This is a genomic window from Nonomuraea sp. CA-143628, from assembly GCF_050942315.1.
Lineage (GTDB): Bacteria > Actinomycetota > Actinomycetes > Streptosporangiales > Streptosporangiaceae > Nonomuraea.
On sequence record NZ_CP192072.1, the window covers coordinates 9,164,806 to 9,191,605 of the forward strand.

Sequence of the window (26,800 nt, forward strand, 5' to 3'; positions counted from 1 at the left end):
CAGTTCCTCTATCGGGACAGCACCGTTATAGGGACAACACCGTGCAGGCGCTCACGCCCGGGGCGCCGTACACGTGGGTGAATCCGACTCTCGGCCGGCCGGGCACCTGCCGGTCTCCGGCCTGTCCGCGCAGTTGCCGGACCACCTCGCAGACCTGGCGCAGACCCGACGCGCCGATGGGCTCGCCGTTGGCGATGCAGCCGCCGTCGGTGTTGACCGGCAACGAGCCGCCGATCTCGGTGGCGCGCGAGGCGATCAGCTTCTCCTGCTCACCGTCCTCGCAGAACCCGCACTCGGCCATGTGCATCACCTCGGCACCGCTCTCGGTGTCCTGCAGCTGGCACACATCGACGTCGCCGGGGGCGACCCCGGCCGCCTCGAACGCTGCCGCCGCGGCGTCCCTGGTCACGCTGCTCAGCTCGCCACCGGCGATCCACGGGCTGAAGACCTCGAACGAGCCGAAGCGGCGCGAGCGCACGACCGCCGATCGCAGGGTCACCGGAACGCTCGTCAGCTTCCCGGCTACCTCGGCGCTGCACAGCACCAGCGCGGCCGCGCCTTCTCCTGGGGAGCAGAACATGTAGCGGGTCAGCGGGTCGCTGACCAGGCCGGAGGCGAGGATCTCGTCGGCGGTCATCGGCGTGCGCCGCCAGGCGTTGGGGTTGCGGGCGCCGTTGCGGTAGGCCTTCTCCGCGACCAGCGCGAGGGTACGGGAGCTGATCCCGTGGTCGTGCATGTAGCGGCGGATCTTCATGCCGAAGAACTGGGTGGTGACCATCAGCCCGTCGCGCCCGTAGGCCTCGTCCAGGCCCCAGTCGGCCGGCATCGGGTCGAAGGCGCCGCGTGGGTGCTTGTCGAACCCGACGGCCAGCACCACGTCGGCCATGCCGGCGCGGATGGCGTTCACCGCCGACACCAGGGCGCTGCCGCCCGTCGCGCAGCCGTTCTTGACGTTGACGAACGGCAGGCCGGTCAGACCCAGCTGGGCCACCAGGGTGTCGGCCAGCCCGGCGGCGTCGCTGCCGCCGAACGCCGCTCCCACCCGTGACCACGCGATCCCGGCGTCGGCGAGTGCGGCGTTCACCGCGTGCACGGCATGCCGGCGGCCGGTCGTGTGCTCGGTGCGCCCGAAGGGCGACATGCCGGCACCGGCGATCAGGACGTCCGTCATCGGGCGCCCTCGATCGGGACAGCGCGTGGCACTCCGGTGGCGGGCTCGGTCGGGACCGCGCGTGGCACTCCGGTGGCGGGCTCGATCCGCAGCGGCATGCCGATCCGGATCGAGTCGAGGTCGCCGACGTCGAGCACCGCCGCGACGCGGACGCCCTCCGGCAGCTCCACATACCCCACGGCGAACGGCCGGAAGCCCTCCGGCGGCGGCGCGTACGGGGGTGATTTCGGGGCGAACCGCTGAACGGTCCACGTCCACAGCTCCCCCGCCGAGGACAGCGTCACCTCGGACGTCGCCCGCCCGCACCGCGGACAGGCGTCGTCGGCCGGGTAGACCGTCACCGCGCACTCACCGCACCGCGAGCCCCGCAGGCCGGCCGGTGCCATCGTCGACACCGGTCAGCGACCCTTCCACTTCGGCTCGCGCTTCTCCAGGAACGCGGCCACGCCCTCGGCGGCGTCCTGGGAGTTGAGCGTCACGCCGACGGCCAGGTGCTCCATCACCATCAGCGACTGGATGTCGGCCTCCAGGCTGCGGTCGATGGTCATCTTGGTGATCCGCATCTGGAAGGGGCTCTTGTCGGTCAGGTGGCTGATGAACTCATCGACCGTGGCATCGAGCTCCGCCGCGGGCGCCGACTTGTTGATCAGGTCGAAGTCGGCCGCCTCGACGCCGCTCAGCAGCTTGCCGGTGAGCATCAGCTCCTTGGTCTTGCGGATGCCGATCATGCGGGGCACCCGGTAGATCGGTCCCGCGCCGCCGAACAGCGCCCGGCGGATGTGGAAGTCGCCGATCTTGGCGTCGTCCGCGGCGATCGCGAAGTCACAGGAGATCATGAGCTCGAACCCGCCGGCCGTGACATGACCCTCCAGCACCGCCACCGAGGGGGTGCTCATCGAGTACAGCCGGTCGCAGACCTTCGCCGAGATGACCGCCACGTCCATGGCCGTGCTGCTGCCGATGTAGTCGGCCTGCAACTCGTCGAGGTCGAAGCCCGAGCAGAACGTGCCGCCCCGGCCGCGCAGCACCAGGACGCGTAGTTCGGGGTCGGCGTCGACCTCGGTGATGATCTCGTCGAGCCGCTTGAGTATCGGCAGGGTTACACAGTTCTTCTTCCACGGGCGGTTGAGCCAGACTCTCGCGACGTTGCCATCGCGCTCGAACTGGATCTCTTCGTCTACCGACAACGTTCCTCCTTGAACTGAATTCAGTACAGTTCTATGGGCCGACTGCGGCCCTGTCAATAGCGGGTATTGTGCGAAATCTCGCCTGTCAGACCGCGTTCAGGCCGAGCAGACCGCCCAGTCGCGCCCGGTGGTCACCGGCCGTGCCGAACAACACCTCCGCCGCTCGGGCGCGGCGTAGATAAAGGTGGGCGGGGTGCTCCCAGGTGAACCCGATCCCGCCGTGCAGTTGCACGTATTCGGCCGTCGCCCGGCTGTACACGCCGGAGCAGACCACCTTCGCCGTACTGGCCGCCGCCGGCAGATCCGGCGACGAGGCGGTGACGCACGCCACCGCGTAGACCGCGGCCGAACGTGCCGCCTCGATCTCGACCAGCAGGTCGGCCAGCCGATGCTTGATCGCCTGGAACGAGCCGATCTGCCGGCCGAACTGACGGCGCTCCAGCACGTACGACACGCTCGCGTCGAGCGCGTGCGCGCTCCCGCCGACCTGCTCGGCGGCCAGCGCGGCCCGCCCGATGTCGAGCACCCGCCCGGTGAACGCGGCGGCGTTCCCCTGCTGCCCGATCGGTACGAACGGAGCGTCCGCGAAAGCGACCAGGGCCTGGGGGCGGGTGCCGTCCAGAACCGTCCGGGCCGTCCGGGTGACGCCTTCCGCGCCAGGCTCGCACGCGAAGAGACCGGCTCCATCGGCGGTCCGCGCCGCGACGAGGATCAGGTCGGCCCCGCACCCGTCGAGCACGAAGTCGGCCGTCCCGCTGCCGGTCCACCCGCCCTCCCCCGGCCTGGCTCGTAGCACGCCGCCGTCGTCGAAGCCCGCGACCGTCGCGGTGAGGGTGCCCGCGGCGATGCCGGGAAGGTAACGGGCGCAGGCTTCGCGATCTCCGCTGAGCAGCAGGGCGTAGGTCGCGAGCACGTTGGTGGAGAGCAAGGGGGCGCACAGCAGCGCCCGGCCCGCCTCCTCGAAGACCACCGCGAGCTCCGCGAACGAGAAGCCCGACCCGCCGTACTCCTCCGGTATCGCCAGGCCCTGGACGCCGAGCTCCGTGGCCATCCGCGCCCACAGCGCCGGGTCGTGTCCGCGGCCGGTCGCCAGGTGCTCGCGTACGTCCTCCGACGCGACGGCCTCGGCGAAGAAGTCGCGCAGGACCTCCCGTAGCTGCTTGCGTTCATCGGTGTCGCCGAGCAGCGCCGGATCGACGTCGAGCATCAGGCCTCCAGTTCGTTCACATCGCTTAGCTTGAGCTCACTTAGCTTGAGCAAGGTCGCGGCCTCCCCACCGAAGTAGGCCAGCTCCGCGGTCTCGGCGAACGAGGGGTCCGACGCGTCTCCGCACGCGGCCACCCGGCCCTCGTGCAGCACCACCACCTCATGGCAGGAGGTGAGCGCCCTGCTGAGCAGTTGCTCCAGGAGCACGATCGTCATCCCCTCGCGGGCGAGCTGGTTGATCCGGGCGTAGACCTCGTCGACCAGGGCCGGCGCCAGCCCCAGCGCGGGCTCGTCGAGGATCAGCACGTCCGGCCGGGCCATGAGGGCTCGTGCGATGGCCAGGATCTGCTGCTCTCCTCCGCTCAGCCCGGCCGCGGCCACCGACAGGCGGCCGCGCAGCCGCTCCGGCAGCCATGCGGCGGTCTCGTCGAGGCGGGTGCGCAGGGCCGAGCCATGGACGCCCGCGGCGTAACCGGCCACTTCGAGGTTCTCCCGCAACGAAAGGGTCTTGAAGAGGGCACGGCCTTCGGGGACCAGGCTGCCGCGGACCGGGGGCGCGCCGGACTCGCCGATCCGCACCTGCCCCGACGACGGGCGCAGCGAGCCATGAATGATCTTGCCGAGCGTGCTCTTGCCCGCGCCGTTCGCCCCGACGACGCCGATGACCGAGCCCTTGCCGATGTCCAGGTGGACGTCGTGCAGGGCGGCGACACCACCGTAGTGGTGGCTGACGTCGCGCAGGGCGATGGCGACGGTCTCGTCGGGGCGGTCCGGCAGTTCGGCGCGGGTGGCGGTCAGGCCGAGGTACGACGAGCGCACTTTCGGGTCCGCCAGAATGGCGCCCGGCTCGCCGGAACCGATCGGCTTGCCGAAGTCGAAGGCGACCACCCTGTCGGCGACGGCGAAGAGGTCGTCCAGAACGTGATCGATGATCACGACGGCGGCGCCCCGCGCACGCAGGCGGACGATCTGCTGGGCGGCCAGTTGACGCTCTGTGGCGTCCAGGCCGCCGAACGGTTCGTCAAGGATCAGCAGCTTCGGCTCCTCGGCGATCGCCCGGGCCAGGTCCAGGCGCTTCTGCAGCCCGAACGGCAGTTCGGCCGGGTAGCGGTCGGCCACGTCGGCCAGCCCGGTGAGGGCGAGCAGCTCATCGGCCCGGGCGCGGTCCGCCGTGCCGACCCAGCGCTTGGTGCACAGCACGTTCTCCGCGACCGTGAGCTCCGAGAAGGTCTCCGCGTGCTGGAAGGTGCGGGCGATGCCCAGCCCGCGCCGTGCGGTGGCCCTCGTCCCCATCAGGTTCACACCCGCGTAGCCGACCGCACCGCTGATCCGCGCACCGCCGATGAGCCCTGAGACGGCGTTGAGCAGCGTGGTCTTGCCGGCGCCGTTCGGGCCGATGATGGCGAGCACCTCGCCAGGCCGTACGTCGAGCGACGCGCTCTCAAGGGCGTTCAGACCGCCGAATCGCACGGACAGGCCATCGACGACCAGCAACGGCGCCACGTCGTCCGCGGCCGGGGTGGCGGGAGCGCTCTCCCCGCTGTCGGCGGCTGTCGCGCTGACGTGGTGCTCGCCGTCTAGAGGGCCGGGGGCTCGCCTGCCCAGCGCTCTTCGTACCAGCGTGCCCAGGAACGGGACCACTCCACCGGGGAGGAAGATCAGCGCGGCGATCAGCAGAACGCCCTGCACCACCGGCTGCGGCACCGACACGGCGTCGGCTACCGTCGGCACCCATACCAGGTAGACCCCGCCCACCACGGCGCCGAACACCGTGCCGACGCCGCCGAGCACGCAGGCCGCGATGATGGTGACGCCGAAGTTCAGCGAGAACGTATCAGGGCTGACGAAGCCGGTGATCAGGCCCAGCAGCACGCCGGCCAGGCCGGTGAACGCCGCGCTGACCGCGAACGACAGAGCGGTCTGCGCCTCGGGCACGATGCCCACGGAACGGGCGACCAGCGGGTGTGCCTTCGCCGCGACCAGTCGCATGCGCAGCGCGGTCGACCTGGCGAAGATCGCAACCGCGAACACCACTCCCGCCACGAGGACGGCGAGATACTGGGCCTCGCCGCCGCCACTCGGGACCGCGCCGAACACACTGTCCAGCGGGGCCACCGCCACGCCCTGGTCGCCGCCGGTCACGCTGGTCCACCGGTTGATCACCTCAAGGGAGACCAGGCTGAACGCCAGCGTCAGCAGGGCGATATAGAGCACCGAGAACCTGGCGCCGGCGTACCCGAGGAAGGCGCCCATCAGCGCGCACGACCCGATCGCCCCCACGATCACCCACTCCAGCGGCCACTGGTGCGCTCCGCCGTACGCCGCGAAGTAGGCGCCCACGGCGACGAACGCGGGATGACCCACGGACCACACCCCCGACCAGCCGGCCAGCAGACCGACCGAGAGGACGACGATCGCGTAGACCGCGGCGAGCCCGACCGAATAGGCCTGATAGGCGGGGATCGCCCCAGATTGCATCAGCGCGACGAGGGCCAGCCCGGCGACCGGGCCGAGCGCGGCCATCGCGAGATTCGAGCGGGTGAATACCATGTGCTGCTCCTCAGACCCGCTGGAAGGTGCGTGTGCCGAACAGGCCCTGCGGGCGGATCAGCAACACGAGGACGGTGAAGGAGAACACGAAGGTGTCGCGGAAGCTGGCCGAGACGTAGCTGGCCGCGAGGTTCTCCAGCACCCCGACGGTCAGGCCGCCGATGACGGCTCCGTACATGCTCGTGAGCCCGCCGAGGAAGATCCCGGCGAACGCGCGGAACAGTGGAGCCGCCAGCACCGTGGGCACCAGCCCCGACCTGGGCGCGTACAGGCAGGCGGCGAGGGCGGCCAGAGCGAGGCCGAGCGCCCACGCGATCCGCGCGACGCGTTGCGCGCTGATGCCGATGAGCTGGGCGGTGTCGGCGGACTCGGCGACGGCCCGCATCGCCGACCCCAGCGTGGTGCGCCCGAACAGGAACGCGACGGCCGCCATCGCCACCGCCGCGATGCCGATGGTCACCAGGCTCTGCGCCGGCAGCGCCGCGTCACCCCATCGGACGGTGCCGTCCACCAGGCTGGGAAAGGTCTTCGGCTGGGTGCCCCAGATCGAGTCCACCACGCTCTCGACGATGAGCGAGACACCCATCGTCACCACGAGCGCGGAGAACAGCTGCCCCTGTCCGAGCGGCCGGATCACCACCTCCCGGACGAGCACCCCGGCCAGCGCGGTCACGGCGATCGCGGCGAGCACGCACAGGAGCATCGCGACGCCGCTGTCACGGAAGGTGATCGCGGCGTAGAGTCCCAGTGTGGCCAGGGCGGCGAGGGCGAAGTTCACCACGTCCGTCGCCCGGTAGATGATCACCAAGCCGAGGCCCATCAAACCGTAGATCGCGCCGCTGGCGACGCCGCTCACCAGGACGAGCAGGAACTGATCCATTCCGACCGTCACCCTCTCGCAGGGCGATTCACGCGCTCCGCGCCCCGTCACCCAAAATGAACTCAGTTCGAAAACCTTAGACGACCAGCCACCCTCCAGCAAGGGGTCGCCTCCGATACTGAACCAACTTCAGTTTGCTACTGTGTCGCCATGCTGGTGCCGACCATGACAGAAGCCGAGATCCGCCTCACGGCGCATCGGACGGCGCGGTGAGAGCGCTCCGGCTGCCGGGCTGGGGTCTGCCGCCCGTCCTCACCGACGTCGAGCAGCCGGCCCCGCGAGAGCTCGAGGTCCTCCTGCGTGTGGAAGCCGCCGGACTCTGCCACTCCGACCTGCATGTTCTCGACGCGGGTCCGGGTGACATGCCCTTCCCCGCGCCGTTCACCCTCGGCCATGAGGTCGCCGGCCGGGTCGCGGCGGTGGGCTCGGCCGTCACCGGGATCACCGTCGGCGAGCGGTACGTGGTGTACGGCCCCTGGGGCTGCGGCGAATGCCGGCGCTGCGTGGCGGGCCGGGAGAACTACTGCGACCGCCGGGCGGAACTGCCGTGGGCCGGGATGGGACTGGGCCGCGACGGCGGGATGGCCGACTACGTCCTCGTGCCGGCGGCCCGCCACCTCCAGCCGATCGGCGAACTGGATCCCGTGCAGGCCGCCCCGCTGTCCGATGCCGGTCTGACGCCCTACCACGCCATCCAGCGGTGCCGGGCGTCCTTGGACGACGAATCGACGGTCGCCGTCATCGGGGTCGGCGGCCTCGGGCACCTGGCCATTCAGATCCTGCGCGCGTTGACGCCGAGCCGGGTGTTCGCCGTCGACGTGCGCGAGGAGGCCCTGGCCGTCGCCGACAGGTGCGGCGCCCACCTGAGCACCCGCCTTTCGCCGGACACCGGCCGCATCCTGCGGGCGGCGAGCGGCGGCAGCGGCGTCGACGTCGTGCTCGACTTCGCGGGCAGCCAATCAACGGTCGACCTGGCCGCCGCCGGCCTGCGCGCCGGCGGTGACCTCGTCATCGTCGGCAACGGCGGCGGGCACCTGACCGTCCGCAAACCGGGTCCGCTGCCCCCGGGCGGCAGGATCTCGCTGCCGTTCTGGGGCACCCTGCCCGAACTCGCGGAGGTGATCGCCCTCGGCCGCTCCGGGGCGCTGCACGTCGAGGTCGAGCGGTTTCCGCTGTCGGCCGCCCATGAGGCGCTGGCCCGGCTGCGCGCCGGAGAGCTCAGGGGACGCGCCGTCCTGACGCCCGGCTGACGCGTCACCCAACCGGGCCGTCGCGGAGTACGCCACGCACGACGTCGAGCCGTACGCCCGGGTCGAACTCCGGCAGCCACCAGGTCGCGCCGGCCTTCGCGTACGGCTCGGGATCGACGCCGAGCGGCAGGCTGATGGCGATGTCGTACGAGTCCATCTCACCTTGGCGCAGTTGGGTGAGGGTGGCGACGACCTCGGTGAGCTGGTCGGGGTGCTCGAGATTGACCGGGAAGAAGCCATCGAGCCGGGCGGCGCGGCGGATCGGCTTGGCGTTGCCCGGGAATCCGGCGGCCCACACCGGCACGCCGAGCCGCTGAACCGGCCGTGGCAGGAACGCGATGTCGTCGACGGTGTAGTGCTCGCCGCGATGGCGCACCGGCTCGCCGGACCAGGCGGCGGCCAGGATGGCCAGGGACTCGTCGAGCATCTGTCCGCGCCGCCGGTCGTCGAGTTGCTCGCCGGTCTTGGACAGCTCGCCGGCGAAACGGTCGCTTCCCAGACCGACGCCGAGGGTCAGGCGGCCGTCGCTGAGCCGATCAAGCGTCGCGGTCTCCCGCGCGACCTTGGCCGGCCGTCGACGGGGAAGCGCCGACACCATCGGGCCGAGCCGCAGCCGCTCGGTCGCCATCGCGATCGCCGCCAGCGCGATCCACGGATCAGCGACCTGCCGGACCGGCGCTCGCCAGCACAGCTGATCCCATACGAAGCAGCCGTCCCAGCCGGCTGCCTCCGCGTCGGCGGCAAGGCGCGCGACCGCTCGCGGGTCGGCGAGGTCGTCGAAGAGCGGCAGCCAGAGCGCCGACCGTAGCCGGTTCATGAGCGGCCCTCCTCCGTGTGCCGTACCGGGGGTTCCGTGCGCCGAACCGGAGGTTCGGTGTGCCGTACCAAGGGTTCGGTGTGCCGTACCAGGGCCGACACGAGGTCATTCCATACCGGGCGCGGCAGGTCGTGTCCGGCCCCTTCCAGGACCAGCAGCTCGGCGCCGGGGATGGCGTCGCGGAGCGCCTGGCCGTGCGGCAGCGGCAGGAGCGGGTCGTGGTCGCCGTGGGCCACGAGTGTCGGCGCCGCGATGTCGCCGAAGCCGCCCTGGGTCGGCTCGTCGAACTCGATGGCGTAGTGATTGGCCAGAGTCGAGGCGTAGTTCCTGGCACGCGCCACATCACGTTCGGCCAACGCGCGGATCGCGGCCTCGTCGAAGTACGGCGAGCCACCGGCGCAGGCCCTCGCGCCGGCGACCACGTACTCCACGAGCGCGGGCGCGTCGAAGGAGTCCGGCTCGGCCGGCATGGCCAGATCGCTCGAGGGCGGCGGCAGGTCGTCGGCACCGGTCGAGGTCGAGACGAACATCAGCGACGCGACCCGATCGGGATGGTCCACACCGAGAATGAGTCCGATCCCGCCGGACATCGACTGACAGACCACGTGGGCGCGATCGATGCCCAGGGCGTCCTGAATGCCGAGCACGTCCAGGGCCAGGTCGGCGAGGGAATAGGCGGGCTGTCCCGGCGGGTGGCAGGTCGACCGGCCGGTGTCTCGATGGTCGTACCGGACCACGAACCGGCCACGGGCGGCGATGCGTTCGCACAGTTCGGCGTCCCACCACAGCATCGAGGCGGCCGCCCCGGCCACCAACACGATCGCCGAGCTCGCGCGATCTCCGAAGGTCTCCACGCACAGCTCGACGCCGTTGATCGGCAGGAGCTGCTCGCCATGGGATTGATGAGCGTTCATGCCTGGAAGGCTAAGTACCGCGACTCCATCGTGAAAAGCGATGATTATCGATCAACATGATCGTCTCTAGCGATGAATCTGGCTGGCCAGCTCTTTTGCGCCTTCGACGGCCATGGCGATGGCTCGGGTCGCGAGCGGCGACTGGGTGCGTCCGGCCGGCCAGTACAGATACCACGTGGTAGCGGGCGATGGTCGCAGTTGGTGGATGCTGAGCCGGTCGTCGGACCAGGCGTCGGATCCGTGAAGGGCGAGCCACGGCAGCACCGCCGACCCTATGCCCGCCCGCACCATGGACACGATGGTTTCGTGGCCGGCGGTTCGGAACACGATCCGTGGCCGCGCGCCGGCGCCGGCCAGCTCTCGCTCCAACCATGTCTGGTGATAGGTGGGAGGCCAGGCGACCAGCGGAGCATCGTCGAGCAAAGTCACCCGTACTGGACCATCGGGAAACGCGCCGGCGCCGGCCACCAGGAGATACGGCTCGTCGAGCAGCTCGACGTGCTCGACGTCGCCTTCGATCCGGCCGTAGTGGAACAGCAGGTCGAGATCCCCGATCTGTGGATCCTCCGGTTCCACCTCGGACAGCCTGATGTCGCAGCCGGGATGCTCGATCAGCAGCCGGCGCACGACGGCCGGCAGGATCAGGTTGGTCGCGCCCTGAAAGGTGCCGATGTCGATCCGGCCGTTACCCGCCCTGAAGCGATCGACGGCGTCGGCCAGCGTCTCCGCCTGCGTGAGCAGATCGCGCCCGTGGGCCAAGACCACCTCGCCAAGGCGAGTGATTCGTACCGGCCTGGGACCTCCAGGCCGATCGAAGACGGCGCCACCGACGGCCTTCTCCAGCGCGGCGATCTGCTGACTCACCGACGATTGGGTGTAGCCGAGCCGAACCGCCGCCCGCCCGAATGTCCCCTCCTCGGCTATGGCAGCCATGGTCCTCAGGTGGCGTAGCTCGACATCAGCCATGACGTCGAGCATAGCGAACGGCGATCGACTTGATCAGAGACAATCGTTTCTCTTAATGTGTCGACGCTGTTACGGGTTGGGGTCGGTGACCAGCTTGAAGGTAAGACCGGATTTCTTCGCCATGTTGAAGATGTACGTAAGCGATGACCAGTACGACGTTTTATCAAGCCCACAGATCAGCCCTGAAGACCCATGCAGGATCCCGTAGGCCTTGTTGTCGACCTCACTGTACAGCGGGCTGCCGCTGTCCCCAGCGTTGGTGCAGATGTTCGACTGGAAGCCTCCATCCTTTTTCGTGATTTCGCCGCACCTGGTGTTGTCCGACCTCGCGCCGGTCGAACACACGGACCAGCCCTTGAGGACGTCGTCATACCCCCACATTCCGTACATCGGGAATGCCTTGTTGCCATAGTGAATCACCGTGTTATACGGCCATATCGCCCAGATTTTAACGTATTCTTGGAAGCCCCTGGTGACGAATGGCATGAGCGCTCCATCCGCCGGATATTCCGAATTCATGGTCAAGGGTTCGCGACGGCCGACGAAAACGTCGGTGTGCTTCGTGTAATAGCCCGGACCCGTGAGACAATGTCCCGCCGTAAGCGTGTACTTCCACCCGTTCGAGCCCTGCACATTGAAGCCGCTGGTGCAGTAGTCTCCCTGGATCTTGTTGTAGTTCACGTCGTAGAGGTCCAGCCTCAAGCCGCCGCGCATCGGGGGAAAACACGCCTGGATCTCACACGGACCCCGCTGGGGCGTGATGGCCGGCGGATCGATCACGGTAACGTCCAGGTCGCCGGCTGTGGCGATCCGGTCGGCCGATCCGCGCACCGCGGCCGCGGCCTGGTTGTGCAGTTCGACGCGATTCTCCTGCTCGTTGATCACCGGCGCCTGCTCGGGCGTGAGCCCGAGGCGGGCGCTGACGTCGGCGGCCTTCGCCTTCAGCTCCTTGAGGGAGTGCCGCGCGGCCGCGACGCGGATGTGGTCGCGGTCCGGGATCGCTCTCAGCGCGGGGGCCAGCGCGTCGGCGGCGGTGCTCTCGACGACCAGCACACCGCCGTTTTCCTGGTCGATCCAGGACCCCGCATAGGTGTCGGCATAGTCGCGGGCGAGCACAGCGTGCAATGCTCCGGAGGTTCGCTGCAACTCCAGCCGGCGCATCGCCTCGTCGACACTGACGCCGTATTTCTTCGTCAGGTAGTCGACGGAACCGGAAACGTCCGCCACCCGTAACTTCGCCGGGGCGGCCAGCCGGATAGCGGGGGCGGCCAGCGCCGTATCCGGAACGGCGACCAGGCCGGTGACGACGATCAGGCAGAATGCCGTGGCCAGTCTCCAGCTCGCTCTTTTTCGCACGCGGGTCGAACCTTTCTCTGCTCTGGAAGCTCAGACCTTTCGCGTCGACTTTGTCAGGCGGCTGTGAATACGAAGTGGATGGATACTTCACGGGTGCTGTATCGGCGGACCAGACGCAGGCGCTGCGCACGATCGCCCGCAGCCACAGCCTTGGCTACTTCCCCGGCAAATCCGTGCTCTCCCGAAATGCCAGTCGATGCGGCACGCACACCTCGTGCGCCTTCTCCGTCCCGCCGCCCAGTCGCTCGGCCAGCAGGTCCACCGCCGCCTGCGCGATCAGCGCCTTGTCGGGTGCCACGGTCGACAGTGTGGGCGTGGCGAACCGCCCGTCCTGGATGTCGTCGAACCCCATCACCATCACCTCGCCCGGCACCTCGTACCCCCGCTTGAGCAGCGTTCGCAGGGCGCCCAACGCGAGCGTGTCGTTGAAGCAGAAGACCGCGTCCGGCGCGCCGGAGTCGAGCAGGCGGCCCATGGCCTCGGCGCCGTCGGCGCGCCCCCAGCTCGCGACCGGCGCGACCAGCGACGGGTCGGCGGGGAAGCCGGCCTCGGCGAGCGCCTGCTGGTAGCCCTTCAACCGCAGGCGGCCCGTCGCGGCGACGGCCGTGCGCTGCGTGCCGATGGCGGCGATCCTGCGCGCGCCGCGCTCGGCCAGGTGCAGGGTGGCCGCCCGCGCGGCGGCCACGTTGTCGATGCCGACGTGATCGTACGGCGAGCGGCCCATCCCGACGCGCTCACCGAGCAGCACCATCGGCGTACGCTCGTCACGCCCGGCCAGGTCCTTGCCCGTCAGCGCGAGCGGGCTGAACAGCAGCCCGTCGATGAGGTGGTCGCGGATCCCGGAGACCACCACGCGTTCCTTGGCCCGGTCGCCCTGGGTCTGGTCGATGAGCACGGTCCAGCCTCGCCGGTCGGCCGCCTCGATGACGTTCGTGGCCAGTTCGGCGAAGTAGGGGTTGTCCAGGTCGGGCACCGCCAGCGCGACCACGCCGGAGCGGCCCTGGCGCAGGCTGCGCGCCGACAGGTTCGGCCGGTAGGAGAGCTCGGCTATCGCCGCCTCCACCCGGGCCCGTGTCTCGCCGCTGACATGGGGATAGTCGTTGACCACGTTGGACACGGTCTTGATCGACACCCCGGCCAGTTCGGCGACGTCCTTAAGCCTCGGCCGCACCATGCCCCCTTCGCCGTCCGAACCCTACCTGGTTTACAACGATGTAACGAACTGGCGCCAGACAATTTACAACGTTGGAACCAACGTTGTAGAACGTCCGTAACCTCACGGGCAGGAGTGATCTGGCATGTCCCTCGACAACCTCTCCAGGCGGCACGCACTGGGACTGGGCCTCGGAGCGCTGGTCATCAGCGCGGCGGGCTGCGGCGGAGGCGGCGGCCCCAAGCAGGCGCAGGCGCCGGCCACCACGGCGGCGCCCACCGAATACACCGGCGCCTCGGTCTCGCTGAAGTTCTGGAACGGCTTCACCGGCGGCGACGGCCCGGTCATGAAGAAGCTGGTGGACCAGTTCAACGCCGAGCACCAGAACATCAAGGTGTCGATGAACGTCTACAAGTGGGAGGACTACTACGCGAAGGTCCCCGCGGCCGTCTCCGCTGGTCAAGGCCCCGACATCGGCATCATGCACGTCGACAGCGTCGCCACCAACGCGGCACGTCAGGTGGTCCTGCCCCTCGACGACGTGGCCAACGCGCTCAACCTCACCGAGGCGGACTTCTCCCCGCCGGTCTGGAAGGCCGGCGTCTACAAGGGCGCGCGCTACTCGATCCCGCTCGACGTGCACCCGCTCGGCTTCTTCTACAACAAGACGGTCATGAAACAGGCCGGGCTCGACCCGGAGCAGCCGCCCAAGACCGGCGAGGAGTACATGAAGGCGCTGGAGGCGCTGAAGAAGGCGGGCATCCAGGGACACTGGGCCACACCGTTCCAGTTCACCGGAAGCATGCAGTTCGGGTCGCTGCTCTACCAGCACGGCGGCCAGCACTTCGCCGACGACGCCAGCGTCTCGCGCTTCGCCGAGGACCCCGGTGTGCAGGCCCTGACCTGGCTCGTCGACCTCGTCAACAAGGGCTACAGCCCCAAGAACGTCGGCCAGGACGCCGACTTCATCGCCCTGCAGAACGGCAAGGCCGCCTTCAACTGGAACGGCATCTGGTCCATCAACACGCTCAAGGAGATCAAGAACCTGGAGTGGGGCGTCGCGCCGCTCCCGCAGATCGGGGCGAAACCGGCGGCGTGGGCGGGCTCGCACCAGTTCGTGGTGTTCAAGCAGCGTACGCCCGACCAGAACAAGCTGACCGCGGCCAAGGTGTTCATCAACTGGATCAGCGGCCACTCCCTGGAGTGGGCCAAGGGCGGCCAGGTGCCGGCCCGCAAGTCGATCCGCGACGGCGCGGAGTTCGCGGCGCTGAAGGAGCAGGCCACGATCGGCACCCAGATCGACTACCTGTACTTCCCGCCGTCGGTGGCGGGCATCGGGGACGCCTTCGCGGCCGTCGACCAGGCGATCAACGCGGCGATCCTGCTCAAGAAAAGCCCCAAGGACGCGCTCACGGAGGCCGCCGCCAAGGCCGACAAGATCCTTGAGGCCAACCGGAAGAAGTACGGCGCCTGATGGTCGCGACCTCTGTGAAAGGGCCGGGCGTGCGCGTTCCCCGGTCGGGCAAGGCGACGCCGTACCTGTTCCTGGCGCCGTACCTGATCCTGTTCTCCGTGTTCGTGCTGGCCCCGGCCCTGTTCGGGATCTGGGTGAGCCTGCACGACTGGGACTACATGCTCGAGGGCAAGCCGTTCGTCGGCCTGGACAACTACACGGCGCTGTTCGACGAGCAGTCGCCCGTCTACGGCGACTTCTGGATGTCGATGCGGGCGACCGGGATCTTCACCGTGTTCAGCGTGCCGTTCCTGGTCGTGCTGCCGCTCGGGGTGGCGTTGCTGCTCAACCGGCCCTTCCGGGGCAGGACGTTCTTCCGGGGGCTGTTCTTCGCGCCGTTCGTGCTCGGCGTGGCGGTGGTGTGCCTGATGTGGCGGCTGCTGCTCGACCCGAACCTCGGCCTGGTCGCCTGGATACTCGGCACGCCGATCCCCTGGACCACCGCCACGCCGTGGGCCTGGATCGCGCTGGTCGGGGTGACGGTCTGGTGGACGCTCGGCTTCAACGCGGTGATCTACCTGGCCGGGATGCAGGACATCCCGCGCGAGCTGTACGACGCGGCGAAGGTGGACGGCGCGGGGCGGTGGGGCGAGTTCGTCCACGTCACACTGCCGGGGCTGCGGCCCGTCGCGCTGTTCGTGGTGACCACGACGATCCTGGCCTCGGCGAACATGTTCGGCCAGTCGTACCTGCTGACCCAGGGGGCGCCGGGCGGGGAGACGCGGACCGCGATCATGTACATGCTCCAGCAGGGGCTCAGGGAGTACAAGATGGGCACCGCCTCGGCCATGAGCTACCTGCTCACCCTGCTGCTGATCTTGATCAGCGTGGTCAACTTCCGGCTGTTCAGGACCCGGTCGTGAAGCGCTACACGGGCCCGCTGGCCCTCGCCGTGGTGTTCGTGGGGCCGCTGGTGTGGGCCTTGGGCGTGTCGTTCAAGACGCAGACCGAGGCCACCCGGGTGCCGCCCACGCTGCTGCCCGCCGAGCCGACGACGTCCGCGTACGGGACGGTCTTCCAGGGCACCACGGACACGCCGGTGCTGCGCTGGTTCGCCAACAGTGTCATCGCCGCCACCGGGCACATGCTGCTGGTGCTCGCGGTGTCGTCGCTGGCCGCGTACGCGCTGGCCAGGCTGGAGTTCCGCGGCAAGAAGCTGATGTTCGGGATGATCGTCGGCACGCTGCTGGTGCCGGGGTTCGTCTTCCTCATCCCGCAGTTCCTGATCGTCGACCGGCTCGGCTGGCTGGACAGCCTGACGGCGCTCATCGTGCCGGGGTCGGCGGGCGCGTTCGGGGTGTTCTTCCTGCGGCAGTTCTTCGTCGGGCTGCCGCGTGAGCTGGACGAGGCCGCGCTGATGGAGGGCGCCAACCACTGGCACATCTTCTGGCGGATCACGCTGCCGCTGTCGCGGCCCGCGCTGGCCACGCTGGCCGTGCTGAGCTTCCTGTCCAACTGGAACGACTTCATCTGGCCGATCTACGTGATCTTCAGTCCCGAGTACTTCACGCTGCCGCCGGGACTGTCGATCCTCCAGGGCGCGTACACGATCCACTATCCGGTGATCATGGCGGGCGCGGTGCTGGCCAGCATCCCCGTCCTGATCCTCTTCAGTCTGACCCAGCGGTACGTCATCGAAGGCATCTCTCGTAGTGGCCTGAAGGGCTGACACATGCACCCATTGGCTGTCATCGCCACACTGATCCTCTCCCTCTTCACCAATCCGGTGTCCAACTCCTTCTCCGACACGTTCGCCGACCCGTCGGTGATCCGCGGGCAGGACGGCTACTGGTACTCCTACGGCACCTCGGACCCGCTGCGCGAGGGTGAGAAGGTCCTGCACAGGCTGCCGATCTCCCGCTCCAGCGACCTGGTCAACTGGACCTACGTGGGCGACGCGTTCGGGCCGGACAACCTGCCGTCGTACGCGGCGCCGGGAAGTCTGTTCTGGGCCCCGGACATCCGTTACCTCGACGGCCGGTACGTCATGTACTTCACCGTCACCGACACCGCCACCACGCCCGCCAACTGGGACTACTCGATCGGCGCCGCCACGGCGCCCACGCCGACCGGGCCGTGGACGCACATCGACGCCCCGGTCGTCGCCCCGCGCCCCTCGGGCAACTCCTACTGGAACACGATCGACCCCGCGCAGTTCACCGACGTGGACGGGCGCAAGTACCTGTACTTCGGCGGGTTCTTCGGCGGCCTGTGGGTGACCGAGCTGTCCGCCGACGGGCTGCGCGCCACCGGGCAGCCGCAGCAGGTCGCGATCGACAACAAGTTCGAGGGCGCGTACGTGGTGCGCCACGACGGCTACTACTACCTGCTCGGCTCCTCGGCGAACTGCTGTGCCGGGCCGACCACCGGCTACTCGGTGCTGGCCGGGCGCTCGACCAGCCCGCGCGGCCCGTTCGCCGACCGCGAGGGCGTGCCGCTGCTGGCCTCGCGCGCCGGTGGCACACCCGTCCTGGACCAGAACGGCAACCGCTTCATCGGCACCGGCCACCACGCCCAGCTCACCGACCTTTCCGGTCAGGACTGGATGCTCTACCACGCAATTGATCGAAACGACCCGTTCCTGGACGAGCCTTACGGGATCAACGAGCGGCCCATGCTGCTGGACCGGCTGGACTGGATCGACGGCTGGCCTACCGTGCGTGCGGGGGCCGGGCCTTCCGAGCAGTCGCGGGAGACGCCGGTGACCCGCGGGGTCGTGGACGATCGGTTCGCGGGCGATCTGTCGGGCTGGCGGAACACGGCCGGCTGGACCGTACAGGATGGGTATGTCCGCGGCCAGGGCACGCTCATCAGCCGCAGGTCGCTCGGCGGGGACGTCCGCGTCGAGACCGACCTCAAGACGGACAAGTCCGCTGGGATTCGCCTAGGTGGCACGACCGCGGTCGTCTCGCGCGACGGGTTGACGCTCACCTCGGGCGGCGCGTCCCGTACGGTGGCGCTGCCCGGAGGGGCCGCGACCTGGCACAACCTGGCCGTCACGGTCAAGGGACGGACGATCACCGCCGAGGTGACCGAGGCCCGGCTGCGTGACCCGCGGGCGAGCGTCACCGTCACGGGCCACGCCAACGGCCCGATCGGGCTGGTCGCCGACGGGGGCGCCGACTTCGACAACGTCTCCGCCGCCCCGCTGTTCAAGGCCGTCACCAAGGCGGCGCCGACGCCGCGTACGGGCAGGCTGCTGGACGCCGACGAGTTCGACGGGCCGCTCGACTCCCGCTGGACCTGGGTGCGGCAGGACGCCGCGGCCAGGACCGAGGAAGGCGTGCTGCGCTGGCCCGTCCAGGGCAGCGACCTGGTCGGGGCCGGCAACAAGGCGTCGGCGCTGCTGCGCGAGGCCCCCAAGGGCGACTACGTCGTGGAGACCAAGGTCACGCTCGACCTGGGCGAGGACGCCGTACGCAACTACCAGCAGGCCGGGCTGATCGCCTACGCCTCCGACGACGACTTCGCCCGCCTGTCCCAGGTCGCCATCTGGAACACCCGCCAGGTCGAGTACGGCCGCGAGCTGACCTTCGCCGACCGCCTGTCCTACGGCGGCAACATCGTCGGCCCACCCGCCAAGACCACCTGGCTGCGGCTGGCGCACCACGCGGACCCGGCCAACGGGGAGCACGAGTTCCGCGCCGGATCCAGCCGCGACGGCAAGACCTGGACCTGGGGCGGCGTGTGGACCTTCCCCAAGGACACGGACGTGCGCGTCGGCCTGGTCGCCCACGGAGGGGCCCAGCCGGCCGTCAACGCCGACTTCGACTACGTACGCGTCTACCGAGGAGCCTGACCTGTGCCACAAGCACACCTGACCCTTGACCCCTCTTTCCGCATCGCCCCCGTCGACCGGCGCCTGTTCGGCTCGTTCGTCGAGCACATGGGCCGGTGCGTCTACACCGGCATCTACGAACCGGGCCACCCGGCGGCGGACGACAACGGCTTCCGCACCGACGTGCTGGAGCTGACCCGCGAGATGGGCGTGAGCGTGGTCCGCTATCCGGGAGGCAACTTCGTCTCCGGCTACCGCTGGGAGGACGGCGTCGGCCCCGACCGGCCCTCCCGGCTGGACCTGGCCTGGCGGCAGATCGAGACGAACGCGTTCGGGCTCAACGAGTTCATGACCTGGGCCCGGGTCGCCGGGGTGGAGCCGATGATGGCCGTCAACCTCGGCACCCGGGGCATCCAGGAGGCCTGTGACCTGCTCGAATACGCCAACCACCCCTCGGGTACGCAGTGGTCGGACCTGCGAGTCAAACACGGAGTGACCAACCCGTACGGGATCAAGCTCTGGTGTCTCGGCAACGAGATGGACGGGCCCTGGCAGATCGGTCACAAGACCGCGCACGAGTACGGACGGCTCGCGAACGAGACCGCCAAGGCCATGCGGCTCGTCGACCCCGGCATCGAGCTGGTGCTGGCCGGCAGCTCCAACAGCGGGATGCCGACGTTCGGCGCGTGGGAGGCCACCGTGCTCGAACACGCCTACGACGCGGTCGACTACCTGTCGCTGCACAACTACTACGAGGAGAACGGCGATCTGCCCGGCTTCCTCTGCAGCGCCGTGGACATGGACCGCTACATCTCGGCCATCGTGGCCACGGCCGACCACGTCGGGGCGAAGCTCAGGCGCAAGAAGAAGATCAACCTGTCCTTCGACGAGTGGAACGTCTGGAACCAGAGCCGGTTCACCGGGCGCGAGCGCTCGCCGTTCCAGGAGGCGCCGGAGCTGATCGAGGACACCTTCACCGCCGCCGACGCCGTGGTGGTGGGGGACTTCCTGATCACGCTGCTGCGGCACGCCGACCGGGTGAGCATCGCCTGCCAGGCGCAGCTCGCCAACATCATCGCGCCGATCAGGACCGAGCCCGGCGGCCCGGCCTGGCGTCAGACGATCTTCCACCCGTTCGCGCTGACGGCCCGGCACGCGCGCGGCACCGTGCTGCGGGTGGAACCGTCCGGGCCGCTCCTGGAGACCGAACGGTACGGCGAGGCGCCCGCGCTGTCGGCGGTGGCCACCGTCGAGGGGTCCCAGGTGGCACTGTTCGCCGTCAACCGGTCGCCCGACCAGGACCTCGACCTCACCGTCCGGCTCCCGGCGGCGGTCAGGCCGGTGTCGGCCTCGGTGATCGCCGCCGAAGACGACCCGCACCGGGTGGAGGCTCTTCCGCAGTCGCTGGCCGTACAGGCTGACGGTGACCGGCTGACGGCACGGTTGCCCGCAGCCTCGTGGACGATGATCCTCGCGGAGTGCGACAGCGGCAACTAGCGACCTCTGCGCATGGGCTACGTCTGACCCCCGTTCTCGATGACGTAGCCCATGCCGGGGTGGGGACGCCGACGTGGTGGCGTGCCGCACCTGTCCGGGCGGTGCTCGAAGTGCCACCACTCGTTGTCGTACATGCGGTAGAGGTCGTAGCGGGCGCCGTATTCCTCGAGCCAGCGCGCGCCTTCGTGCGGGCGCACGTCCAGCGCGATGCCCTTGACGTGGCTGGACTCCGCCGGGGGCAGCACGAGCATGCGGGCCGAGGCCGGGGAGCCGGAGCGGCGCACCTCCTCGTCGAACATCCGCTGCTGGACGACGGGATCGCGGTATCCCGAGGTGAGGCCGATGAGCTGGCCGTGACGCCACAGCGCCTCGGTACGCGCCGCGGTGAACGCCGCCATGGCGCCGTCGGTGAGCCCGGTGAGGTCCTCGGCGGGGAATCGCATCCACAGCGCCCAGCGGCAGGCCAGTTCGCGGGCGCGGCCGGGGCGGCGGACGAACGCCGCGGGCAGCAGGAGCACGGCGAGCACCAGCGTGATCGCGGCGTACAGCCGATCTCGGGGCCGAGGTGGGATCGTGCGTGGCTCGTTCATGGCGACTAGGCTTGACGCCGAATGTGCGTGCGTTGTCAGCCGCATGTCACCGTTTCTCGACGGCGACCTTCCGCCAGCACGCGTGGCCATGACTGTGACACAACGATGACATGGCGCGGACGAGGCGGGGACACGACCGGCCGACAGTGGATGGGGTTGACCGACAGGCAAGTTACGGAGCGTGCTGTGATACTCGGCGGCGTGTCGCGAGTGTTGTTGATCGAGGATGACCCGGCCGTACGAGAGGGCCTTGAGCTGGCCCTGACCCGGCAGGGGCATCGGGTGCGCGCGGTGGAGTCCGGCGAGGAGGGGCTGGACCGGCTGCGTGCGGATCTACCCGACGTCGTCGTGCTCGATCTGATGTTGCCTGGCATGGACGGGTTCGAGGTCTGCCGCCGCATTCGGGCCGCCCGTGAGGTGCCGATCATCATGCTGACCGCGCGCGGCGACGACATGGACGTGGTGGCCGGGTTGGAGGCGGGCGCCGACGACTACGTGGTCAAGCCGGTGCAGCCCAGGGTGCTCGAGGCGCGCATTCGCGCGATACTCCGGCGGATCGGCCGGGACCAGGCGGAGCTGGAGCGGCACGGTGACCTGACCATCGATCGGGCCGGGCTGGTGGTCGTCAACCGCGGCGTACCGGTCAGCCTCGCCCCGACCGAGCTGCGCCTGCTGCTCGAACTCTCCGGCACGCCGGGCCGGGTGCACAGCCGCCAGCAGCTGCTGGAGTCGGTGTGGGAGCAGGGGTATTTCGGCGACTCGCGTCTCGTGGACGCGTGCGTGCAGCGGTTGCGCGCGAAGATCGAGGACGACTCGGCGGCGCCGGTCTACGTGCAGACGGTGCGTGGGTTCGGGTACCGGTTCGGGCCGGTATAGGCCGCCCGTGACACCTCAGCTGAACCTGGGGCTGCGTACCCGGCTGCTGTTCGCGTTCGCCCTGCTGTGTGTGGTCACCACGGCGGCGGTGGCCGGCGGGCTCTACGTCCAGGCCCGCAACGACATCCTGCAGCGCGCCCAGGATGCCACGGTGCAGACGATGAGAAGCCGCCTGGCGGCGCTCTACCCGTTGCGGAGTCCGGTGCCGGGCCAGAACGAGCTCGACGCCATCGCCGCCGCCGTGCCCGACCAGGACAGCGTGGAGTACGCGGTCGCCATCTACCACGAGACGCACTCGCCGGTCGCCCCGCCGGGAGGCTTGAGGCCGGGCGGAAGGGTGCTGGCCTTGGATCTCGGGGTGATTTCCCCACAGTTGCGGCAGGCGGTGGCCGACGGCCAGATCGCGTGGCAACGCGTGGTACGGCAGGACACACCCTGGCTGATCATCGGCGCGCCGTTGCTGATCACCGAGCCGGGCCGTACGACGCGGGTGTCCGGCATCGAGGTGTACGCCGCGCGCAGCCTGCTCGCCGAACAACGCAGCATCGACGGGCTCACCGCGTCCGCCTGGCTCATCGGCGGGGCGGCCCTGGCGTTCGCGGTCGTCCTGGCGTTGCTGGCCACCCGTGGCGTGCTGCGCCCGGTGCGCGAGCTCGGCCGGGCGGCGCGCCTGCTGGGCGAGGGCGAGATGCGGACCAGGATCGCGGTCCGCGGCTCCGACGAGCTGGCCGACGTGGCCCGCACGTTCAACCACACCGCCGCGGAGCTGGAACGGCACGTCAAGCAGCTGCGCGAGATGGAGGCCGACGCCCGCAGGTTCGTGGCCGACGTGTCCCACGAGCTGCGCACCCCGCTGGCCGCGCTCACCGCGGTCGCCGACGTCCTCGACGAGGAGGCGGCCCAGCTGCCCGAGCCCGCCGGCCGGGCCGCCAGACTGGTCAGCCAGGAGACGCTCAACCTCACCGGGCTGGTGAACGACCTCATCGAGATCAGCCGGTTCGACTCCGGCGTCGCGGCCCTCGCGCTCAACGAGATCGACGTGGCGGAGCTGGTGCGCGCGAGCCTGCGTACCCGGGGCTGGACGGAGCAGGTGCGCACCGAGCTTCCACCCGAGGTGACGGCCCGGCTGGACCCGCGCCGAGTGGACGTCATCCTCGCGAACCTGGTCGGCAACGCCCTGCGGCACGGCGAGCCACCGGTGTCGGTACGGCTTTCCGCCGACCCGCAATGGATCGCTCTCGAGGTCCGCGACCACGGACCGGGGCTGAGGGAAACGGTGCTGCCGCACGTGTTCGACCGGTTCTACAAGGCCAGCGCGGCCAGGGCCAGGTCCGAGGGCAGCGGCCTCGGCCTCGCCATCGCGCGGGAGAACGCGCGCCTGCACCAAGGCGACCTCACCGTCATCAACGCCCCGGACTGCGGCGCCATCTTCACGCTGCGCCTGCCACGCCGGACGCACGATCAGGACGGAGGCCCCGAGTGAAGACCTGGCTCGCCCGCCGCGTGCTCGCCGCGGGCCTCGTATCGCTCATCGCCGTGGCCGGCTGCGGCGTGCGACCCTCCGACGTCATCCGCGTCGGCGACCCGCCGAGCGGACCCGTCGCACGACTCACGACGACCACCCTCTACCTGGTGAAGAACGGCCGGCTCAGCGCGGTGACGCGGTACGGTCCGCCGCGGTCCCAAGCGGACACGCTCGCGCTGCTGGCAATCGGCCCCACCCCGAGCGAACAGGCGTACGGACTCACCACCGACGTGCCGCCCGAAGCCGCCCCGTTCTCGGTGACCGACGCGCCAGGCCGTCAGCCCGGCCACCTGGCGGTGAACCCGTCCACTCCAGCCGGCAAACTGTCCACATTGGCCGTGGAGCAGATCGTGTGCACGGCCGCCGCCACGGCACCGCAAAGCCCTGTCTGGGTCACTGTCGTCGGTGCCGGGCAGAACGTCGGCCGCCGGAACTGCCCGGGGTAACGGTACGCTCGTGGCCGCCAGGCTCGTGCGGCCTCACATCCGGGATCTCAGCACGTCGACCTCGCAGCCTGGCAGGAACGGGTCGAAGCCGTGCTCGGCCAGCCAGCGGACCGCCAGCAGGCTGCGCAACGACCACCACGCGCGGATCACGTCGAGGTCGACGTCCGTGCCATAGCCGGCGACGACGTCACCAAGGCGCTCCTCGTGCCCGAACGTCAAGATGGCCAGGTCATGCAGGGCGTCGCCCCGGGCCGCCTCGGACCAGTCGAGCACGCCGGTGATCTCGTCACCGTCGACGAACACGTGGGTCACCTGCAGGTCGCCGTGCGTGAACACCGGCGTCCACGGCCGGAGCGCGTCCTCGGCGATCCGGCGGTTGCGCGTGACCAGGTCGGCGGGAAGGACACCGTTCGACACGAGCCGCTCGCATTCGCCGTCGAGGCGGGCTGCGATCTCGTCGATGCTCCGGCCGGGCCATGGCGGCAGCGGCGCGTCGTGCAGCATCCGTACGGCGGCACCCGCCGCGGCCCACGCCGACGACGACGCGGCCGACGGCTCGCCGAGGCGGCCGAGCGCCGTCCCGGGGAGGGCGGCGAGCGCGAGCACGGGCGGCTTGCGCCACAGGACCTCCGGAGTCGGGATCGGCGCCATGGCCATCGCCTCGACCTCGACGTCGATGCGCGTCTGATCGGCGTCGATCTTCAGGAACACGTCGCCGACGCGCAGGGTCGCGCGCTCGTTATGGGCGACGACGACCTGGACCTCCTCCATGTCCATGTCCACCTCCTAAACGTCAGCCATTGTCGCGGGATGACCATCGACGTCGCCACGAGTTAATCGCGAGCGGCTGCTTGATCGCGGGCCGCCAGGGCCGCGCCCAGCGGCGTGTGCTCGTAGCGGACGGCCCGGCCGGCGCGGGTGCGGGTGACCAGGCCGGCATCGCGCAGCACCGCCAGATGGCTGCCGACGGTGCCCAGGCTCAGGCCGAGCTGGGCGACCAGCTGCGTCGTCGTCGCGGGTACGTCCAGCGCGCGCAGCACGTCCGCGCGGTGCGGGCCGACCAGCCGGCTCAGGGCCGCACCGCCCGGTGCGCGCGCCGCAGGACCGAGCAGGTCCGCGATGCCCCGGGCGGGATAGACCAGGGCGTAGGGCCATGGCGGCTCGACGTAGCTGATCAGAGTGCCGAACACCGTCGGCATCAGCAGCAGGCCCTTGCCGGCCAGCCGGTGCCGGTCCCACTCGGTACGCGAGCCCGTACGCACCTCGATGGTCCCGGCCTGCCCCTCGGAGCGCCAGCGCACCCGCGGGTCGAGATCGGACAGCGCCGCCGCCCAGCCGTACATCGCCAGGTGCCCGGCGCGGCGGACCAGGTCACGCTCCAGCACCGTCCGCAGCCGCGGCCAGTCGGGCTCGACCAGCGCCTGCCAGCTCGCCTCGAGCGCGTCGGCGAGCCGGGTGACCACGTCCGGCGCGTCGAGGAGGCGCCGCACGTAGCGTGGGGGCGTCCGCAGTCCCGCCAGGTTGCGGGCCAGTTCCAGGCGGGCACGGGGCAGCGGCGTGGCGCGAACGGCGGCCAGCTCGGCGGCGAAGTCGCCGCCGGAGCCCGACGGCGGCGGATGGATGAAGTCGGCGTTGTAGCCGCCGCGCCGGAACAGCGCCGTCAGCGCCCCGACCGCGGGCACCTGCCGGCGCAACTCCGCGTACCGGGGCGCGATCCGCTCGGCCCACGGCCGGAGCGGTCCTGCGGCCTGCACGCCGGCCGCGACGCGCAGCGCCTGCATCGCCTCGCCCAGCGGCGAGATCGCGTAGCGGGTGTGCGCCACGTCGACGGGCCCTACCTCGATGGCCAGCATGTTTAGCCTCCACGCGAAAGCATAGCCACCATGGCCGGGCTGCCGTGATGCTGTCGGCCATGACCGCCACGTCCGTCGCGCCACGCCCGGCCACCTACCGCGAGGTGTTCGCCGTGGGCCAGTTCCGCGTGCTGTTCGGCAGCTACACGCTCTTCCTGATCGGCGAGACGGTGCGGATGCTCGCACTGTCCGTGACCGTCTACGCGGCGACCGGGTCGCCGCTGATGTCGGCGCTGGCGTACGCGGCGGGCTTCCTGCCCTATGCCCTGGGCGGCACGCTGCTGCTGGCTTTCGCCGACCGCTGGCCCCCGCGCACCGTCATGATCGGCTACGAGGTGCTGCGCACCGCGGTCAGCGCCGTGCTCGCGGCCGGTCTCCTGCCGGTACCGGCCATGCTGGCGCTGGTGTTCGTCACGGGTTTACCCAGTGCCGTCGCCTCCGCTTCGCGCACCGCCCTGCTGCCCGATCTGCTGGACGGCGACCGCTACGTGCTCGGCCGTGCCGTGTTCTCCATGGCGGCCGGCGGCACGCAGGTGCTCGGCTTCGCCGTCGGCGGCGTGCTGATCGCCGCTGTCGGCGCGCCGGGCGCGCTCTGGATCACCGCCGCGACCTGCCTGGCCTCGGCGGGGCTGCTGCGGCTGCGCCTGGCCGACCACCCACGCCGCCGCACCGGCGGTCCGGCCGGCATCAGCGAGACCTGGCAGGTGAACCGGGCGCTGCTGCGCCGGCCCGCGGTCCGGGCGCTGCTGCTGGCGCACTGGCTGGCACCGGCGCTGATGGTCGGCGCCGAGGGCGTGCTGGTCCCGTACGCCACGCAGGCCGGCGCGCCTGACGCGGCCGGTCTGCTGTTCGCGGCGGTCGCCGCCGGGATGTTCGCCGGCAACCTGATCGTCGGCCGTCTGGTACGCCCTGCCGGCCGGGAGCGACTGGCCGGCCCCCTCGCGCTCGCGCTCGGATTGCCGCTGCTGGGGTTCGCGCCGCACCCCGCACCGGGATACGCCGCCATCCTGATGGCACTGTCCGGTTTCGGCGTCGCCTACCAGCTCGGGCTGGCCCGCAGGTTTCTCGACGCGGTGCCCGAGACGCACCGTGGTCAGGCGTTCGGCCTGCTGCTGACCGGGACGATGACGCTGCAGGGCCTGGCCGCCGCGGCCGGCGGCGCGCTGGGCGAAGTCGCGACCCCGGGGCTGGTCGTCACACTGGCCGGCGCGGCCTCGGCCATCGCCGCCCTGACGTCCTGGCGAACGCTGTCGCCCACACGGCGACCCTGAC

24 protein-coding genes are annotated in these 26,800 nt (G+C 70.3%); 10 read left to right on the plus strand and 14 right to left on the minus strand.

Features of this window, described 5'->3' with window-relative positions; genetic code table 11:
- Positions 1 to 25: 25 nt before the first annotated feature.
- From ACQP2T_RS41760 to ACQP2T_RS41785, 6 genes are all read right to left on the minus strand, one after another.
- Positions 26 to 1,171, minus strand: a complete 1,146-nt coding sequence (locus tag ACQP2T_RS41760) for a thiolase family protein (RefSeq protein ID WP_433510367.1) — start codon at positions 1,169 to 1,171, stop codon at positions 26 to 28.
- Positions 1,168 to 1,557, minus strand: coding sequence for a Zn-ribbon domain-containing OB-fold protein (locus ACQP2T_RS41765; protein ID WP_433519904.1), 390 nt, complete (start codon positions 1,555 to 1,557; stop codon positions 1,168 to 1,170). Before ACQP2T_RS41765 ends, ACQP2T_RS41760 begins: the two co-directional genes overlap by 4 nt.
- Positions 1,558 to 1,569: 12 nt before the next feature.
- A complete protein-coding gene (locus ACQP2T_RS41770; RefSeq protein WP_433510368.1) occupies positions 1,570 to 2,358 on the minus strand; it encodes an enoyl-CoA hydratase/isomerase family protein in 789 nt (262 codons plus the stop codon).
- A gap of 85 nt (positions 2,359 to 2,443) precedes the next feature.
- Positions 2,444 to 3,565 (minus strand): acyl-CoA dehydrogenase family protein, encoded by a 1,122-nt coding sequence (locus ACQP2T_RS41775; protein WP_433510369.1) that lies wholly within the window; start codon positions 3,563 to 3,565, stop codon positions 2,444 to 2,446.
- Positions 3,565 to 6,114, minus strand: a complete 2,550-nt coding sequence (locus ACQP2T_RS41780; protein ID WP_433510370.1) for an ATP-binding cassette domain-containing protein — start codon at positions 6,112 to 6,114, stop codon at positions 3,565 to 3,567. The genes ACQP2T_RS41775 and ACQP2T_RS41780 overlap by 1 nt, the downstream gene beginning before the upstream one ends.
- Before the next feature lie 10 nt (positions 6,115 to 6,124).
- The gene (locus tag ACQP2T_RS41785) at positions 6,125 to 6,994 is read right to left on the minus strand and encodes a branched-chain amino acid ABC transporter permease (protein ID WP_433510371.1); all 870 of its coding nucleotides are present in this window, start codon (positions 6,992 to 6,994) and stop codon (positions 6,125 to 6,127) included.
- A 209-nt stretch (positions 6,995 to 7,203) separates the two neighbouring features.
- On the opposite strand from ACQP2T_RS41785, the gene ACQP2T_RS41790 reads away from it, so the two are divergent.
- The gene (locus ACQP2T_RS41790) at positions 7,204 to 8,244 is read left to right on the plus strand and encodes an NAD(P)-dependent alcohol dehydrogenase (protein ID WP_433510372.1); all 1,041 of its coding nucleotides are present in this window, start codon (positions 7,204 to 7,206) and stop codon (positions 8,242 to 8,244) included.
- 4 nt (positions 8,245 to 8,248) lie between these two features.
- Here the strand turns inward: ACQP2T_RS41790 and ACQP2T_RS41795 are convergent, their stop codons facing one another.
- From ACQP2T_RS41795 to ACQP2T_RS41815, 5 genes are all read right to left on the minus strand, one after another.
- Positions 8,249 to 9,061, minus strand: coding sequence for an LLM class flavin-dependent oxidoreductase (locus ACQP2T_RS41795; protein ID WP_433510373.1), 813 nt, complete (start codon positions 9,059 to 9,061; stop codon positions 8,249 to 8,251).
- The gene (locus ACQP2T_RS41800) at positions 9,058 to 9,975 is read right to left on the minus strand and encodes an alpha/beta fold hydrolase (RefSeq protein ID WP_433510374.1); all 918 of its coding nucleotides are present in this window, start codon (positions 9,973 to 9,975) and stop codon (positions 9,058 to 9,060) included. The genes ACQP2T_RS41795 and ACQP2T_RS41800 overlap by 4 nt, the downstream gene beginning before the upstream one ends.
- A gap of 66 nt (positions 9,976 to 10,041) precedes the next feature.
- A complete protein-coding gene (locus ACQP2T_RS41805) occupies positions 10,042 to 10,953 on the minus strand; it encodes a LysR family transcriptional regulator (protein ID WP_433510375.1) in 912 nt (303 codons plus the stop codon).
- A 57-nt stretch (positions 10,954 to 11,010) separates the two neighbouring features.
- Entirely contained in the window at positions 11,011 to 12,297 is a 1,287-nt protein-coding gene (locus ACQP2T_RS41810; RefSeq protein ID WP_433510376.1) for a S1 family peptidase, read from the minus strand.
- Between the two features lie 154 nt (positions 12,298 to 12,451).
- A complete protein-coding gene (locus ACQP2T_RS41815) occupies positions 12,452 to 13,471 on the minus strand; it encodes a LacI family DNA-binding transcriptional regulator (RefSeq protein WP_433510377.1) in 1,020 nt (339 codons plus the stop codon).
- Positions 13,472 to 13,595: 124 nt separating this feature from the next.
- Between ACQP2T_RS41815 and ACQP2T_RS41820 the strand changes: the two genes are divergently transcribed.
- Genes ACQP2T_RS41820 through ACQP2T_RS41840 form a run of 5 tightly spaced genes read left to right on the plus strand, consistent with a single transcriptional unit; the run spans position 13,596 to position 20,238 of the window.
- Positions 13,596 to 14,924, plus strand: coding sequence for an ABC transporter substrate-binding protein (locus ACQP2T_RS41820; protein WP_433510378.1), 1,329 nt, complete (start codon positions 13,596 to 13,598; stop codon positions 14,922 to 14,924).
- Between the two features lie 29 nt (positions 14,925 to 14,953).
- The gene (locus tag ACQP2T_RS41825; RefSeq protein WP_433510379.1) at positions 14,954 to 15,826 is read left to right on the plus strand and encodes a carbohydrate ABC transporter permease; all 873 of its coding nucleotides are present in this window, start codon (positions 14,954 to 14,956) and stop codon (positions 15,824 to 15,826) included.
- A complete protein-coding gene (locus ACQP2T_RS41830) occupies positions 15,823 to 16,632 on the plus strand; it encodes a carbohydrate ABC transporter permease (RefSeq protein WP_433510380.1) in 810 nt (269 codons plus the stop codon). The genes ACQP2T_RS41825 and ACQP2T_RS41830 overlap by 4 nt, the downstream gene beginning before the upstream one ends.
- A gap of 3 nt (positions 16,633 to 16,635) precedes the next feature.
- Positions 16,636 to 18,762, plus strand: a complete 2,127-nt coding sequence (locus tag ACQP2T_RS41835) for a family 43 glycosylhydrolase (protein WP_433510381.1) — start codon at positions 16,636 to 16,638, stop codon at positions 18,760 to 18,762.
- Between the two features lie 3 nt (positions 18,763 to 18,765).
- Positions 18,766 to 20,238: an alpha-N-arabinofuranosidase gene (locus tag ACQP2T_RS41840; protein ID WP_433510382.1), complete on the plus strand. Its 1,473-nt coding sequence runs from the start codon at positions 18,766 to 18,768 to the stop codon at positions 20,236 to 20,238.
- Positions 20,239 to 20,255: 17 nt separating this feature from the next.
- On the opposite strand, the gene vanY-N is transcribed toward ACQP2T_RS41840, so the two are convergent.
- Positions 20,256 to 20,828: a D,D-peptidase/D,D-carboxypeptidase VanY-N gene (gene vanY-N / locus ACQP2T_RS41845; RefSeq protein ID WP_433510383.1), complete on the minus strand. Its 573-nt coding sequence runs from the start codon at positions 20,826 to 20,828 to the stop codon at positions 20,256 to 20,258.
- Between the two features lie 201 nt (positions 20,829 to 21,029).
- Between vanY-N and ACQP2T_RS41850 the strand changes: the two genes are divergently transcribed.
- From ACQP2T_RS41850 to ACQP2T_RS41860, 3 genes are read left to right on the plus strand one after another with little or no spacing between them, the layout of a single operon-like run.
- Positions 21,030 to 21,704 (plus strand): response regulator transcription factor, encoded by a 675-nt coding sequence (locus ACQP2T_RS41850; RefSeq protein ID WP_358552555.1) that lies wholly within the window; start codon positions 21,030 to 21,032, stop codon positions 21,702 to 21,704.
- A 7-nt stretch (positions 21,705 to 21,711) separates the two neighbouring features.
- Positions 21,712 to 23,187 carry an ATP-binding protein gene (locus ACQP2T_RS41855; RefSeq protein WP_433510384.1) on the plus strand — a complete coding sequence of 492 codons (1,476 nt, stop codon included), beginning with the start codon at positions 21,712 to 21,714 and terminating at the stop codon, positions 23,185 to 23,187.
- The gene (locus tag ACQP2T_RS41860) at positions 23,184 to 23,675 is read left to right on the plus strand and encodes a hypothetical protein (protein ID WP_433510385.1); all 492 of its coding nucleotides are present in this window, start codon (positions 23,184 to 23,186) and stop codon (positions 23,673 to 23,675) included. The genes ACQP2T_RS41855 and ACQP2T_RS41860 overlap by 4 nt, the downstream gene beginning before the upstream one ends.
- A gap of 33 nt (positions 23,676 to 23,708) precedes the next feature.
- On the opposite strand, the gene ACQP2T_RS41865 is transcribed toward ACQP2T_RS41860, so the two are convergent.
- Positions 23,709 to 24,452, minus strand: a complete 744-nt coding sequence (locus ACQP2T_RS41865; protein WP_433510386.1) for an aminoglycoside phosphotransferase family protein — start codon at positions 24,450 to 24,452, stop codon at positions 23,709 to 23,711.
- Positions 24,453 to 24,508: 56 nt separating this feature from the next.
- Positions 24,509 to 25,528 (minus strand): DUF5937 family protein, encoded by a 1,020-nt coding sequence (locus ACQP2T_RS41870; protein ID WP_433510387.1) that lies wholly within the window; start codon positions 25,526 to 25,528, stop codon positions 24,509 to 24,511.
- Positions 25,529 to 25,587: 59 nt separating this feature from the next.
- Here ACQP2T_RS41870 and ACQP2T_RS41875 point away from each other — a divergent pair, with 59 nt between their 5' ends.
- Positions 25,588 to 26,799 (plus strand): MFS transporter, encoded by a 1,212-nt coding sequence (locus ACQP2T_RS41875; RefSeq protein ID WP_433510388.1) that lies wholly within the window; start codon positions 25,588 to 25,590, stop codon positions 26,797 to 26,799.
- The last annotated feature ends 1 nt before the right edge of the window (position 26,800 follow it).

Bases quoted from the DNA above. Each gene is read 5' to 3' on its own strand.
- ACQP2T_RS41760 (WP_433510367.1), bottom strand. From the start codon at position 1,171: ATGACGGACGTCCTGATCGCCGGTGCCGGCATGTCGCCCTTCGGGCGC.
- ACQP2T_RS41765 (WP_433519904.1), bottom strand. From the start codon at position 1,557: ATGGCACCGGCCGGCCTGCGGGGCTCGCGGTGCGGTGAGTGCGCGGTG.
- ACQP2T_RS41775 (WP_433510369.1), bottom strand. From the start codon at position 3,565: ATGCTCGACGTCGATCCGGCGCTGCTCGGCGACACCGATGAACGCAAG.
- ACQP2T_RS41780 (WP_433510370.1), bottom strand. From the start codon at position 6,114: ATGGTATTCACCCGCTCGAATCTCGCGATGGCCGCGCTCGGCCCGGTC.
- ACQP2T_RS41785 (WP_433510371.1), bottom strand. From the start codon at position 6,994: ATGGATCAGTTCCTGCTCGTCCTGGTGAGCGGCGTCGCCAGCGGCGCG.
- ACQP2T_RS41795 (WP_433510373.1), bottom strand. From the start codon at position 9,061: ATGAACCGGCTACGGTCGGCGCTCTGGCTGCCGCTCTTCGACGACCTC.
- ACQP2T_RS41800 (WP_433510374.1), bottom strand. From the start codon at position 9,975: ATGAACGCTCATCAATCCCATGGCGAGCAGCTCCTGCCGATCAACGGC.
- ACQP2T_RS41805 (WP_433510375.1), bottom strand. From the start codon at position 10,953: ATGCTCGACGTCATGGCTGATGTCGAGCTACGCCACCTGAGGACCATG.
- ACQP2T_RS41815 (WP_433510377.1), bottom strand. From the start codon at position 13,471: ATGGTGCGGCCGAGGCTTAAGGACGTCGCCGAACTGGCCGGGGTGTCG.
- ACQP2T_RS41820 (WP_433510378.1), top strand. From the start codon at position 13,596: ATGTCCCTCGACAACCTCTCCAGGCGGCACGCACTGGGACTGGGCCTC.
- ACQP2T_RS41835 (WP_433510381.1), top strand. From the start codon at position 16,636: ATGCACCCATTGGCTGTCATCGCCACACTGATCCTCTCCCTCTTCACC.
- vanY-N (WP_433510383.1), bottom strand. From the start codon at position 20,828: ATGAACGAGCCACGCACGATCCCACCTCGGCCCCGAGATCGGCTGTAC.
- ACQP2T_RS41865 (WP_433510386.1), bottom strand. From the start codon at position 24,452: ATGGACATGGAGGAGGTCCAGGTCGTCGTCGCCCATAACGAGCGCGCG.
- ACQP2T_RS41870 (WP_433510387.1), bottom strand. From the start codon at position 25,528: ATGCTGGCCATCGAGGTAGGGCCCGTCGACGTGGCGCACACCCGCTAC.
- ACQP2T_RS41875 (WP_433510388.1), top strand. From the start codon at position 25,588: ATGACCGCCACGTCCGTCGCGCCACGCCCGGCCACCTACCGCGAGGTG.